This window comes from Ruegeria sp. H7, assembly GCF_056532945.1.
On record NZ_JBQFNZ010000006.1, the window covers coordinates 134681 to 147734 of the forward strand.

General features: G+C 61.3%; 16 protein-coding genes. 15 read left to right on the forward strand and 1 reads right to left on the reverse strand.

What is annotated here, in order from left to right; translation table 11 throughout:
* Positions 1-72 precede the first annotated feature (72 nt).
* The 3 genes from ACR0AC_RS14050 (at position 73) to ACR0AC_RS14060 (ending at position 2696) form a co-directional block, all read left to right on the forward strand.
* Positions 73-1305, forward strand: coding sequence for an MFS transporter (locus ACR0AC_RS14050; RefSeq protein ID WP_170454316.1), 1233 nt, complete (start codon positions 73-75; stop codon positions 1303-1305).
* 66 nt (positions 1306-1371) lie between these two features.
* Complete coding sequence (locus tag ACR0AC_RS14055) at positions 1372-2244, forward strand: 50S ribosomal protein L11 methyltransferase (RefSeq protein ID WP_170623763.1); 873 nt, start codon at positions 1372-1374, stop codon at positions 2242-2244.
* A 107-nt stretch (positions 2245-2351) separates the two neighbouring features.
* Positions 2352-2696, forward strand: a complete 345-nt coding sequence (locus ACR0AC_RS14060; RefSeq protein ID WP_170454312.1) for a hypothetical protein — start codon at positions 2352-2354, stop codon at positions 2694-2696.
* 100 nt (positions 2697-2796) lie between these two features.
* Here ACR0AC_RS14060 and ACR0AC_RS14065 read toward each other — a convergent pair whose 3' ends face one another.
* A complete protein-coding gene (locus ACR0AC_RS14065) occupies positions 2797-3012 on the reverse strand; it encodes a DUF1127 domain-containing protein (RefSeq protein WP_170520539.1) in 216 nt (71 codons plus the stop codon).
* 333 nt (positions 3013-3345) lie between these two features.
* Here ACR0AC_RS14065 and ruvC point away from each other — a divergent pair, with 333 nt between their 5' ends.
* The 12 genes from ruvC to tilS all read left to right on the forward strand — a co-directional run bounded on the left by ruvC (position 3346) and on the right by tilS (position 12990).
* Positions 3346-3843 carry a crossover junction endodeoxyribonuclease RuvC gene (ruvC, locus tag ACR0AC_RS14070; RefSeq protein WP_170623761.1) on the forward strand — a complete coding sequence of 166 codons (498 nt, stop codon included), beginning with the start codon at positions 3346-3348 and terminating at the stop codon, positions 3841-3843.
* Entirely contained in the window at positions 3840-4517 is a 678-nt protein-coding gene (gene ruvA / locus ACR0AC_RS14075; RefSeq protein ID WP_480626820.1) for a Holliday junction branch migration protein RuvA, read from the forward strand. Before ruvC ends, ruvA begins: the two co-directional genes overlap by 4 nt.
* Before the next feature lie 4 nt (positions 4518-4521).
* On the forward strand, positions 4522-5541 hold the full coding sequence (gene ruvB, locus ACR0AC_RS14080) for a Holliday junction branch migration DNA helicase RuvB (protein ID WP_480626819.1): 1020 nt from the start codon (positions 4522-4524) through the stop codon (positions 5539-5541).
* A 63-nt stretch (positions 5542-5604) separates the two neighbouring features.
* The gene (locus ACR0AC_RS14085; RefSeq protein WP_480874435.1) at positions 5605-6228 is read left to right on the forward strand and encodes a hypothetical protein; all 624 of its coding nucleotides are present in this window, start codon (positions 5605-5607) and stop codon (positions 6226-6228) included.
* A complete protein-coding gene (ybgC, locus tag ACR0AC_RS14090; RefSeq protein ID WP_170454300.1) occupies positions 6225-6608 on the forward strand; it encodes a tol-pal system-associated acyl-CoA thioesterase in 384 nt (127 codons plus the stop codon). The genes ACR0AC_RS14085 and ybgC overlap by 4 nt, the downstream gene beginning before the upstream one ends.
* Before the next feature lie 110 nt (positions 6609-6718).
* Positions 6719-7414: a protein TolQ gene (gene tolQ, locus ACR0AC_RS14095; protein ID WP_170520548.1), complete on the forward strand. Its 696-nt coding sequence runs from the start codon at positions 6719-6721 to the stop codon at positions 7412-7414.
* Between the two features lie 3 nt (positions 7415-7417).
* Positions 7418-7888: a protein TolR gene (gene tolR / locus ACR0AC_RS14100; RefSeq protein WP_170520550.1), complete on the forward strand. Its 471-nt coding sequence runs from the start codon at positions 7418-7420 to the stop codon at positions 7886-7888.
* Positions 7889-7903: 15 nt separating this feature from the next.
* Positions 7904-9001, forward strand: a complete 1098-nt coding sequence (locus tag ACR0AC_RS14105; protein WP_480874195.1) for an energy transducer TonB family protein — start codon at positions 7904-7906, stop codon at positions 8999-9001.
* Positions 8998-10317, forward strand: a complete 1320-nt coding sequence (gene tolB, locus ACR0AC_RS14110; RefSeq protein ID WP_170520554.1) for a Tol-Pal system beta propeller repeat protein TolB — start codon at positions 8998-9000, stop codon at positions 10315-10317. Before ACR0AC_RS14105 ends, tolB begins: the two co-directional genes overlap by 4 nt.
* 84 nt (positions 10318-10401) lie before the next feature.
* Complete coding sequence (gene pal, locus ACR0AC_RS14115) at positions 10402-10911, forward strand: peptidoglycan-associated lipoprotein Pal (protein ID WP_170454291.1); 510 nt, start codon at positions 10402-10404, stop codon at positions 10909-10911.
* A 4-nt stretch (positions 10912-10915) separates the two neighbouring features.
* Complete coding sequence (ybgF, locus tag ACR0AC_RS14120) at positions 10916-11740, forward strand: tol-pal system protein YbgF (RefSeq protein ID WP_170454289.1); 825 nt, start codon at positions 10916-10918, stop codon at positions 11738-11740.
* The gene (gene tilS, locus ACR0AC_RS14125) at positions 11731-12990 is read left to right on the forward strand and encodes a tRNA lysidine(34) synthetase TilS (RefSeq protein WP_480874199.1); all 1260 of its coding nucleotides are present in this window, start codon (positions 11731-11733) and stop codon (positions 12988-12990) included. The genes ybgF and tilS overlap by 10 nt, the downstream gene beginning before the upstream one ends.
* Positions 12991-13054: the final 64 nt, after the last annotated feature.

Here is a 13054-nt window from a genome sequence, read left to right on the forward strand (position 1 = left end):
CTCTGCATCTGCGCAGGGCGGCTGTGCAGCAAACCCCTCGCCAAGCTGCGAAAATAGGCGTAGAGGGGTCTCATGCTGAAACCCATGCCGCTTTCCGAGGCGCAAAGCCTACCGTTCTGGCGCCGCCCCATCACGCTGTTGTTCGTGATGGCGATGACCATGCCGATTGCCTTCAACGGGTGGAGCGCGCTGCTGAACAACTTCGTTATCGAAGTGGCGAATTTCGACGGCGCGGATATCGGGTTGCTGCATACGGTGCGCGAGATCCCCGGCTTTCTGGCGGTCGGTGTCATCGCGGTGATCATCTTTATCCGCGAGCAGGTTCTAGCGATGATCTCGCTGATCATGCTGGGCGTGGCAACGGCGGTCACGGCGTGGTTTCCCAGCCTTGGCGGGCTGCTGTTTGTGACGCTGTTCAGCTCGATCGGGTTTCACTATTACGAGACGGTGAACCAGTCGCTGCAACTGCAATGGCTGCCCAAGGACCGCGCGCCGCAGGTGCTGGGCTGGCTGGTGGCGATGGGCTCAGCCGCGACGATGGTGGTCTATGGGCTGATCGTGCTGACCTGGGACCGGTTCGATCTGTCCTATAACTTCGTCTTCATGGCTGCGGGCGGCGTGACCGTCCTGCTGGCGCTGTTCAGCCTGATTGCCTATCCGCAATTCGACGCGCCGACGCCGCAGACCAAAAAGATCATACTGCGTCGCCGCTACTGGCTGTACTACGCGCTGCAATTCATGGCTGGCGCGCGGCGGCAGATCTTTGTCGTCTTCGCGGGCTTCATGATGGTCGAGAAATTCGGGTTCGAAGTGCACGAACTGACCAGCCTGTATCTGATCAACCTGATGATCAATATGATGGCCGCGCCGCTGCTGGGAAAAGCGGTGGCCAGGTTCGGCGAACGCCGCACGCTGATTTTCGAATACGCTGGCCTTGCGATTGTCTTCGCGGCCTATGGCGGCATCTACTGGTTCGGCTGGGGCGTGCTGCTGGCCGCGATCCTCTATGTGATCGACCACGTGCTGTTTGCGCTGGCGCTGGCCCTGAAAACCTATTTCCAGAAAATCGCCGACCCGGCGGATATCGCGCCCACGGCGGCGGTGGCCTTTACCATCAACCACATTGCGGCGGTGTTCCTGCCTGCGCTTCTGGGCTTGCTGTGGGTCGTCTCACCCGGTGCGGTGTTCGGGCTGGCCGCGGCGATGGCGCTGATCTCGTTGGCGCTGTCGCTGCTGATCCCGCGCCACCCGGAACCGGGCAATGAAACAATCCTGGCGAAATACGCCCCGGCCCCCGCTGAATAAGCACCAGTGCTTGACCTTGGCGGGCCCGCGCCATAGGCGCTGTTTCAACTGAGACAGGAGGCCCCCATGCCCACATTCACCGCGCTTACCACTCTGACCGGCAAGACCGCCGCCGAAGGTCTGGGCGAAGCGATGGAGCGTCTGGACCCGGAACCAACCGGTGTCGGCGTGTTCGAGGTCGAAGACGGCTCGGGCCTGTGGGAGGTTGGCGGCTATTTCACCGAAGCGCCGGATGAGACCGCGCTGGCCGTGCTTGCGGCTGCGTTTGACGCCAAGCCCTTTGTCGTCTCGGAACTGCCCGAAACCGATTGGGTCGCCCATGTGCGCCGTGAACTGGCCCCGGTCGAGGCGGGGCGGTTTTTCGTCTATGGCAGCCATGATGCCGACAAACTGCCCGAAGGCCGCATTCCGCTGCTGATCGAGGCGGCGATGGCCTTTGGCACCGGACATCACGGCACGACTCTGGGCTGTCTGAAAGCGTTGGATCATTTGCTGGATCAAGGCTTCACCGCCTCGAAAGTGGCCGATATCGGCTGCGGAACCGCCGTTCTGGCCATGGCCGCCGCGCGCGTTTGGGATGGCGACATCATCGCCAGCGACATCGATCAGGTTGCCGTCGATGTAGCCGAAGCAAACCTGACCGCCAATGGCATGTCCGGTGCCGTGCGCTGTGTCGAGGCGGCGGGATTTGACCATTCCGAGTTGCAGGCCCTGGCACCTTACGACCTGATCTTCGCCAATATCCTCAAAGGTCCGCTGGTGGCCCTGTCTCCGGAAATCGCCGCGAATCTGCGGCCCGAAGGCTATGCCATTCTGTCGGGAATCCTGAATGAGCAGGCCGATGATGTTGTAACCGTTTATTCCCAAAATGGATTTAATCTGGCAAATCGAGCCGAGATTGGTGAATGGACGACGCTAATCTTAAGCAAACAGGGCTGAATTTAGGCCATTTACAGGAGTTTTGTGGATTTTCGCCACGCTTTTGTCGCAATCTCTACTTACCGTTTTCCAATCAAGTCGAGGGGGGCGGTTTTGAGGAGGCTGCCATGACGGTAAAGCAACTGGATTTCGATCAGCGCGTTCATCGCCTGAACAAGAAACATCAGAAGATGAGCCGGGGCTACCGCGCCACGATGCGCAAAGACGGCCTGGTTGTCATGAAACCACAGCGGGTCCGATCTGCGGTGCCCGCAAAGGTGCTGCTGTTCTGTCTGCTCGGGTTCTTCGGGTTCAAGGCGTTCCTGCTCTCCAGCCTCGGACCAACGGGGTACCAGTTCCGGATCGACAGCCTGAACGAAGGAACCTCGGTCGAGAAAGCGGGTGCCTGGGTCATGCAGATTGACCCTCTGTCCGAGACTCTCGCGGTCCAACTGAACAAAATTCTCTACTAAACGAACCTCCTGAAGAAAAAAACACCGCATGCTGAATGGCACGCGGTGTTCTTTTTTGCCCCTCAGGGAGGAGGAAGGGGCCTATACGCGGTCGCCGCTTTTAGCGACGACGCTGGATGATGTCGTCGATATCGCCACGGCACAGGCCGATATCGCTCAGTTCACGATCCGTCAGGCCAGCCAGCGCCTTGCGGGTTGCGCGGGCGTCGTTCCATTCTGCAGCGACGTTGAACGCCGATACGAAAAACGCGCCGATACGGCCAGCGAGGCCGAACGAGCCAGTGGTGGCGATGCGGGTGGTGTCCAGTGCAGCCATATCCTGTTTCCTTCTGGTTTGTGTTTACGTTTGATCAGTCGATCTGAGCGGCATCTAGTGTTGTCATATAACCTTCACAAGATCATTTTTTGCATGTGTCCTATGCATTTTTTGCAAGGCTTCACGAGGCTGTAATCCCCTTAAATATTTGGTGAATTTACCTTCATCCGGGTGCCGCTTTCAGACCCGTTTCAGGTCGCAAATACACCTTTGGGTCGCGGGTGGGATACTGGTGTCGTTTTCAGACTTCCGGTCAATTCGCTTGGAAAATGTTCACGCTTCGTGCTAGGCGTTGAAAAAACATCACATAACCCGAGCAGGCCGAGGCACAACATGCGAATTCTGGGCATTGATCCGGGGCTGAGAACCCTGGGATGGGGCGTCATCGAATCAAATGGCAGCCGCCTGAGCCACGTTGCCAATGGCTTGTGTAAGTCGGATGGGGATGATCTGGGTGAACGGCTGCTGTCCCTGCACAATCAGATTGTCGAGGTTATCGCGGATCATCAGCCGGATCAGGCCGCAATCGAACAGACATTCGTGAACAAGGACGGGGCAGGGACCCTGAAACTGGGTCAGGCGCGAGGGGTTGCCCTGCTGACACTGGCGCAGGCCGGTCTGCCGGTGGGGGAATATGCACCCAACCGGGTCAAAAAGACCGTGGTCGGCGTCGGCCATGCCGAGAAAGAACAGGTTCTTCACATGGTCAAACTGCAGCTGCCCGGCTGTGCGCCGAAAGGCGCGGACGCGGCGGATGCGCTGGCGATTGCGATCTGTCATGCGTATTACGGCAAGACGCAGCAATCGCGGGTGAAAGAGGTACGGGCATGATCGGAAAGCTGACGGGGCGTTTGGACTATCGCGCGGCGGATCACATTCTGATCGACGTGCGCGGGGTTGGGTACATCGTCTATTGCTCGGACCGGACAATGGCGGCGTTGCCCGGCGTAGGCGAGGCGGCCTCGATCTATACCGACATGGTCGTGCGCGAAGATCTGATGCAGCTTTACGGATTCCTGTCGCTGGTCGAGAAGGAGTGGCATCGGCTGCTTTGCTCGGTTCAGGGTGTGGGGGCTAAGGTCTCGCTGGCCATTCTGTCGGCGTTGGGGCCGGATGGCGTGAGCCGTGCGATTGCGCTGGGTGATTGGGCTGCCGTCAAGGCGGCCAAGGGCGTGGGCCCTAAAACGGCGCAGCGGATCGTGTTGGACCTGAAAGACAAGGCGCCGGGTGTGATGGCCATGGGCGGCACTGTGACCGAGGCTTTGGATGGTCCCGCGCTGGACGTGGTTGAGCCGTCCGAACCTGCGCCTGCACCAAGGCGGGCGGCAAAAGCGGCCTCGGGCTCGGCTGCGGCATCGGCCGGGGCTTTGTCTGCGCTGTCCAATCTGGGGTATGGCCCGTCCGAGGCGGCCTCGGCCGTGGCCGAAGCGGCGGCCAACCTGCCGGAGGCGGGTGAGGCGGACCTGATCCGCGCTGCGCTGAAACTACTGGCACCGAAAGGGTGAGTGAATGGTAGACGCTGATCCCACCCTGCGCCCCGATCCGTTGCCCGAGGATAACGACCGTGCCCTGCGCCCGCAGGGTCTGGATGAGTTCATTGGTCAGGCCGAGGCGCGGGCCAACCTGCGCATTTTCATCCAATCCGCCAAGCAACGCGGCGAGGCGATGGACCACACGCTGTTCCATGGGCCTCCGGGGCTTGGGAAAACGACTCTGGCGCAGATCATGGCGCGCGAGTTGGGGGTGAACTTTCGCATGACGTCCGGCCCGGTTTTGGCCAAGGCGGGCGATCTGGCGGCGATCCTGACCAATCTCGAAGCGCGCGATGTGCTGTTTATCGATGAGATTCACCGCCTGAACCCTGCGGTGGAAGAGGTGCTTTATCCCGCGATGGAGGATTTTGAGCTGGATCTGGTGATCGGCGAAGGCCCCGCTGCGCGGACGGTTCGGATCGAGTTGCAGCCGTTTACACTGGTGGGGGCGACGACGCGGATGGGGCTGCTGACGACGCCGCTGCGGGATCGGTTCGGAATCCCGACGCGGTTGCAGTTCTATACGGTGGATGAGTTGCACGAGATCGTAACCCGAAACGCCCGCAAGCTGGGCGCGCCCGCTGATGATGATGGCGCGCGCGAAATTGCGCGGCGGTCACGCGGGACGCCTCGGATCGCAGGGCGGTTGCTGCGGCGGGTGGTGGATTTTGCGATTGTTGAAGGCGACGGGCGGATTACCCGCGACCTGGCTGACGGAGCACTAACGCGGCTGGGTGTGGATCATCTGGGATTGGATGGTGCGGACCGGCGGTATCTGAAGCTGATCGCCGAGAATTACGGCGGTGGGCCTGTGGGGATTGAGACAATGTCAGCGGCTTTGTCGGAAAGCCGGGATTCGCTGGAAGAGGTGATCGAGCCCTATTTGTTGCAGCAGGGCCTGATCCAGCGCACGCCACGCGGGCGGATGTTGGCGCAGAAGGCCTGGACGCATTTGGGGATGGCCGCACCAAAGGGTCAAAGCGATCTGTTTGGTTGAAGCGGCGCGCGTTAGATTTTATGCCTCCGGCGGCCGCATTTGAAACAAGAAGAAGGGTTGGGCGTGACACCAGAAGAGATCGAGGCGCTGTTCACGCGCGAAAGCGGTGAGTTTCTGTTTGCGCGGTGGGGGCGGCCCATCGTGCCGATCGTTTTTGGGGTTGAGGATGAGACGCTTGCAACAGTGAAGGGCGCGTTCGAGGCAGTCGTGACGCTGGCCGGGCACAAGATGGCCGAGACTGACCCTGAATTGGGTGCCAACTGCATGGTGTTTTTCTTTCGCGACTGGCAGGAACTGCTGGAGGTGCCGGATCTGGATCGTCTGGTTCCCGATCTTGGCCCTCTGGTCGAGCGATTGTTGGCAGCGGATGCCAATCAATACCGGATTTTCAGGTTTGAAGAAGATGGCGCGATCCGGGCGGCCTTTGTGTTCCTGCGAATGGATAAGGAATTGTCCAAGGTGCCTGCGGAAACCCTTGCGCTGAGTCAGGTGGTGCAGACCATCCTGCTGTGGTCCGACACCGCGTTTCGCGCGCAGTCGCCCTTGGCTGTGGCGGGCGGGGCGACGATCCTGCGGCCTGACATTGCCGGGCTGATCCGGGCTGCTTATGATCCTGTTTTGCCGGGGGCGGCGCAGGATGTGTCACATGCGCTCAGGCTGTTTGCCCGGTTGGAGCCGTCGCAATGAAACACATCTACCCGGTGCGCGTTTTTTATGAAGACACCGACATGGGCGGCGTCGTCTATCACGCGAATTACCTGCGGTTTATCGAGCGCGCGCGTTCGGATTGGGTACGCAATCTTGGCAACGACCAGAACGCCATGCGCGAGGAAGGCATTGTCTGGGTCGTGCGCCGGGTCGAGGCCGATTACCTTTCGCCTGCGAAGTTCGATGATGAGTTGATTGTCGAAACCGAAGTGACCGACATATCGGGCGTGCGCCTGACCATGGCGCAGCTTGTGCGGCGGGGTGAGACCGAGATATTCCGCGCCTCGGTCACCGCTGTGTGCATCAACAAGGACGGCAAGCCGATCCGCCTTCCGGCAGAGATTCGCGCATTGATGTAACAATTTGTAGGGCAAGGGTGGTTCTGTTGGCTTTTCAGCCCCAACTGCGTTAGCGTTTGGCAAAACAAGGCCAAACGAACGGCCGTCAGGCAAAAACAAAGAGCAGGTTCATGGAAGCTGAAACGCTGGCGCTGGCGCAGGAGATCGATTTCTCCATGTGGGGGCTGTACGCCCGCGCGACCTTTATCGTCAAACTGGTGATGCTGATGCTGATCGGGGCATCGATCTGGTCGTGGGGTATCATCATCCAGAAACTCATCAACTACCGGGCCGCGCGGCGCGAGGCGCAGGTGTTTGATGAAAGCTTTTGGTCCGGGAACCCTCTGGACGAGCTGTTCGAGCAGATCGGCTCGCAACCCGATGGCAGTTCCGAGAAGATTTTTGCAGCGGGGATGATCGAATGGCGCAGGTCGCATCGCACCGATGGCGGCTTGATCGCCGGGGCGACGGCGCGGATTGATCGGTCGATGGACGTGGCCATCGCGAAAGAGGCTGAGACCTTGCAGAAAGGCTTGCCCATTCTGGCCACCGTCGGATCGACCGCGCCGTTTATCGGCCTGTTCGGAACCGTTTGGGGCATTATGAATGCCTTTATCGAGATTGCCGAGCAGCAGAACACCAACCTCGCCGTGGTCGCTCCGGGGATTGCCGAGGCGTTGTTGGCCACTGGTTTGGGCCTGCTGGCTGCGATCCCGGCGGTGATTTTCTACAACAAGCTCAGCGCGGATAGTGACCGGATTGTAGGCGGTTACGAAGCCTTTGCCGATGAATTCGCGACGATCCTGTCGCGTCAGTTGGATAGCTGAGACATGGGGGCGGCGGTTCAGCAACCTGCGGGCGGGAATGGGCGCCGACGCGGACGGCGGCGTGGGCGCGCGCAGCCTATGGCCGAGATTAACGTGACGCCTTTTGTCGATGTCATGCTGGTGTTGCTGATCATCTTCATGGTGGCGGCCCCGTTGTTGACAGTTGGCGTGCCGGTTGATTTGCCCAAAACCGCCGCAAGTGCGCTGCCCGGCGACAGTGAAGAGCCGCTGACCGTGACGCTGACAGCCGATGGTCGTGTTCAGATCCAGACGACGGATGTGTTGCGGGAAGAACTGGTGGGACGGTTGCGCGCCATCGCGGCGGAACGCAGCAGTGACCGTGTGTTCCTGCGGGCAGATGGGGCGATCCCCTACGCGCAGGTCATGCAGGTTATGGGCGCGCTGAATGCGGGCGGTTTTTCGAATGTGGGTCTGGTGACGGATACCGGCGGGCCGACGCTGGACGACGGGTAAAGGTGGGGTTGCGCGGTGGATACCGGCACCAAAATCTCAGCGATTGCGCATGTCGGCCTGATCGGCTGGGCCCTGTTCGGTGGCACCTTCCGGTCCGAGCCGTTGCCGATGGCTGTGCAGGATGTTTCCGTGATTTCGTCTGAGCAGTTTGCGGCGCTGCGTGCGCAGACCGACGCGCCCGAGGTGCCGGAACAGCCCGGCACTCTGGAACAACCGCCGGAACCTGAGATCGAGGCCAGCACCCCCGAGGCGACGCCGGAAGAACAGCCGCGGCCTGAGCCGGTGGCCCCGCCAGAGCCGGAACCTGAGACCGTCCCGGAAACGGTTGAAATCCCGCCAGAGCCCGAGTTGCCGGAAGAACCGCCAACCCTGACCGAGCCGGAAACGGCAGCCTTGCCCTTACCGCCGGGCCCCGAGGCGCAGCCCAGCCCGTCCGAGCGGGTCGCGCCCGAAGCCATCGCGCCACCGCCGCCCGAAGCCAAGCCGGACGAGGTGGAAACGCCGCCAGTGTCCTTGGACGAGGGAGCCGAGACGCAGCAGGAACAGCAGGATCAGACCGCCCCGGAAGAGGCCGCGCCCGAGATCGTGACCGAGGCCGAGGAAACCGAGGAGCAATCGCCGCTGACCTCGCCCCGTCCACGTGTGCGTCCGAACCGCCCTGCGCCCGCGCCGCAACCAGAGGTCGCCGAAACCCCGGATCCCGAGCCGGAAGCCCCGGCGCAAACCAATGATGATGCCATCAATGACGCCTTGGCCGAAGCCTTGGGCGGAGGCAGCGAACCGTCCGGCCCGCCGCTGACCAGTGGCGAGAAAGACGCCATGCGCGTGGCGGTGTCCCAGTGCTGGAATGTTGGGTCATTGTCGACCGACGCACTGAACGTCGTTGTGGTCGTTGGTTTTTCGCTCAACCCCGATGGAACGGTTATTGGGGGAAGCGTTCGGCTGCTGGACAGCTCTGGTGGGTCGGCAGGCGCTGAAAATCAGGCTTATCAGGCCGCCCGGCGCGCAATTTTGCGCTGCGGCGCGCGTGGATACGATCTGCCTGCTGACAAATACGATCAGTGGCAGGATATTGAGATTACATTCAATCCCGAGAGGATGCGGATCAAATGATGAAACTTCTGACCAGCCTCTTCCTTGGTCTGACCCTGATGTCGGCCCCGGTATACGCGCAAAGCGGGCCGTTGCGTCTGGAAATCGACGAAGGGATCATCGAACCCTTGCCTTTTGCGGTTCCGAATTTCGTGCCGGACGGGCCTTCGGCGTCGCAATATGCAATTGATATATCCCGGGTCGTCGCGGCTGATCTGACCGGAACGGGGCTGTTCCGCGAAATCTCTTCGGACGCGTTCATCAGCCGTGTCAGCAGCTTTGACGCGCCTGTCCAGTTCGCGGACTGGAAAGCGATCAACGCGCAGGCGCTGGTGACCGGGGCGGTGAATGTCTCGGGTAAACGTCTGACGGTCCGGTTCCGGGTGTGGGATGTGTTCTCGGGGCAGGAGTTGGGCAACGGTCTGCAACTGGCCGGAACCACCGACGGGTGGCGGCGGATGGCGCATAAGGTGGCCGATCAGGTCTACAGCCGGATTACCGGCGAGGGCGGGTATTTCGACAGCCGTGTTGCGTTTGTGTCGGAAAGCGGCCCCAAGGATCAGCGCCTCAAGCGGTTGGCGATCATGGATTACGACGGGGCGAATGTTCAGTACCTGACCGACAGTTCCGCCATCGTTCTCGCCCCGCGCTTTTCGCCGACCGGGGACCGGCTGCTTTATACCAGTTACGAAACCGGCAGCCCGCGCATTTACGTGCTGGACGTGGGCAGCGTTCGGCGGCAGGAGTTGAACACGCAGGGCGGCACCATGAGCTTCTCGCCCCGCTTCTCGCCGGATGGGCGGTCGATTGTCTATTCGCTGATCCAAGGCGGGAATACTGACTTGTGGAAAATGGATCTGGCCTCGGGCCAAAGCACACGCCTGACCAACACACCTGCCATTGAAACTGCCCCCAGTTATTCGCCGGACGGCAGCCAGATCGTTTTTGAAAGCGACCGTTCGGGCACGCCTCAGCTGTATGTCATGCCCGCTAATGGCGGTGAGGCGACGCGGATCAGCTTTGGTCAGGGCCGCTATGGCACGCCCGTCTGGTCTCCGCGCGGTGACCTGATTGCGTTCACCAAGCAAAACAAAGGCCGGTTCCATATCGGTGTGATGCGCACCAATGGAGATGAGGAACGGCTATTGACCTCTTCCTTCCTGGATGAAGGGCCAACATGGTCGCCGAACGGGCGCGTCATCATGTTTACCCGCGAAACGCAGGGTGCCAGCGGTCGGGCGACACTGTATTCGGTGGATATATCAGGTCGAAACCTGCGCCCGGTGCGCACGCCGGACGGGGGCAGCGACCCGTCCTGGGGACCGTTGCAGAATTGATCACCGCAAAAGCGCGGCAAAGTTCACAAGAAACCGTCTCTGTGATAGACAGGCGGCAATAAACAAAACGACGAGGCACATGAGATGAACGTATTGGGCAAAATCCTGGCCGTGGGCGCGCTGAGCGTTGTTGCGGCCTGCACCAGCAATGATCCTTCGGATTTGGGGGGCTTCGGCTCGGGCGGTGCTGGTGGCGCGCTTGTACCGGGTTCGCCAAGTGATCCACGCTCACCCGCGTATTTCCAGCAGACGGTTGGGGATCGGGTGTTGTTTGCGGTGGATCAGTCGACCCTGTCGCCACAGGCGCAAACGGTACTGCAAGGGCAGGCGGATTGGCTGCTGGCCAACCCGGACTACGTGGCCACAATCGAAGGGCACGCGGACGAGCAGGGAACGCGCGAATACAACCTGGCACTGGGCGCACGGCGCGCGAATGCAGCGCGCGAGTTTCTGATTTCGCGCGGGGTGGCGGGCAACCGTCTGACCACTGTCAGCTACGGCAAAGAACGCCCGATCGAGATTTGCAGCACCGAGGATTGCTATTCCAAAAACCGCCGCGCGGTGACGGTGCTGACCGGTTCAACCTTGGGGTAAGACGATGAGACTTGCAGGATGGGTTTTGGCCGCAGTTGTTGCAACGGCGGGCGTGGCACAAGCGCAGGATCAGCAGACGCTGGCGGATATCCGGCAGGAACTGACGGTGCTGCATGTGGAAATACAGCGCCTGAAGCGCGAGTTTTCGACCACCGGCTCGCCCGCGCCAAACCTGTCCGGCAGTTCGGTCCTTGAGCGCGTAGACGCGATTGAGGCCGAGTTGCAGCGGCTGACACGCCAGACCGAGCAGTTGAACCAGCGGGTGCAGAATATCGTGACCGATGGAACCAACCGGATCGGGGATCTTGAGTTCCGATTGGTCGAACTGGAAGGTGGCGATCTGTCCACTTTGGGAGAGACGTCAACGCTGGGCGGAGAAACTGAGACGACCGCCGCGATCACCCCTGCGCCCACGCAGCCCAGTACCTCGGACCAAGGTGAACTGGCGGTGGGTGAGCGGGCCGATTTCGACGATGCCTCGCAAGCGCTGGCCGATGGCGATTTCCAGACCGCCGCGACGATGTTTGCACAGTTTGATACCTCGTATCCCGGTAGTCCGTTGGCTCCCGAAGCGCATCTGAAACGCGGGCAGGCGCTGGAAGGTCTGGGTGACACACGCGAGGCGGCGCGGGCGTTTCTGGCCAGCTTCACCGGGGATTCCGAGGGGGCCGTTGCGCCCGATGCTCTGTTCGAACTTGGCGCGGCGCTTGGCCGTTTGGGCCAGACCGAACAGGCTTGCATAACACTCAGCGAGGTTGGCGTGCGCTTCCCCTCCTCTGGCCCGGCGGCAAGCGCCACGCAGGAAATGGCCACCTTGGGGTGTTCTTGAACAAGACCCCCACCAGCCTGACATCCGAGATTCGCGCGCGGCTGCCTGAACGGTTGCCGCAACGGCTGGGCATTGCCGTCTCGGGCGGGGGTGACTCGGTGGCGTTGATGCATCTGCTGGCTGAGATTGCGGCGAACGACGGTGTTAACCTACGCATCGCAACCGTGGATCACGGCCTGCGCCCAGAAGCCGCGCAGGAGGCCCGGCTGGTTGCAGGGCAGGCGGCTGAACTTGGCCTTCGACACGACGTTCTGAAATGGCAAGGTTGGGACGGCAAGGGCAATCTGCAGGATCAGGCGCGTCAGGCGCGCTATGCCCTGCTGACGGACTGGGCGCGGCAGAATGAGATTCCGATGATTGCCTTGGGTCACACGGCGGATGATCAGGCGGAAACGGTGCTGATGCGACTGGGTCGCGCCGCTGGTGTCACCGGTTTGGCAGCGATGCCCGTCTCGCATCATCGGGACGCCATCGAAATGATCCGGCCCATGCTGGGGATCACGCGTCAACGCCTGCGTGACCACCTGACCCAAACGGGCGTCACATGGGTCGAGGACCCATCGAATCAGGACAAAAGGTTCGACCGGATCAAGGCGCGCGAGGCTTTGGCCGGGCTGGAACCTTTGGGCGTAACTGCAGAATCCCTTTCGCGTGTGGCAAAAAATCTTGCACAAGCGCGTGAGGCACTGGCGCTTTATGCGCAGGATTCCGCACGCAAGACCACCACAGTTGTGGACGGGGACGTGTGTCTTGATCGGTCGGCGTTTGCCGCGCTGCCCGCTGAAATCCAGCGGCGCGTACTGATTTGCATAGTGGCCTGGATTTCCGGACCCGGTTACCCCCCGCGCCAAACGGCCGTGGATCAGGCCATTGATGCCCTGCAAAGCGGGCAGGCCGGGTCGTTGAACGGCTGCCTGCTGGTGCCAAGGGGCGGGAATACTTGGATTTGCAGAGAGTTTCAGGCCGTCTGCAACCTCTCATCAACCCCGTCAGACAGTTGGGACGATCGCTGGGTCCTGACCGGCCCCGCACCCCAAGGCGTAGAAATTCGCGCATTGGGTGAGGCCGGTCTGGCGTTGCTGCCGGATTGGCGCGCGACCGGTCGCCCGCGCCTTGCGTTGCAGTCCTCGCCAGCGGTCTGGCGCGGGGATGACCTGTGCGCGGCCCCTCTGGCAGGTTTCCCGAATGGGTGGACCGCAGAGCCCGCGCCGAACCGGCCCGAGTTCTACGCTTCTTTTTTATCGCATTGAACCTGCCACAATCCTCTCTATTTTAAGAGACAACCCGGCAGATCCCCATCTGCTGATATCTTTT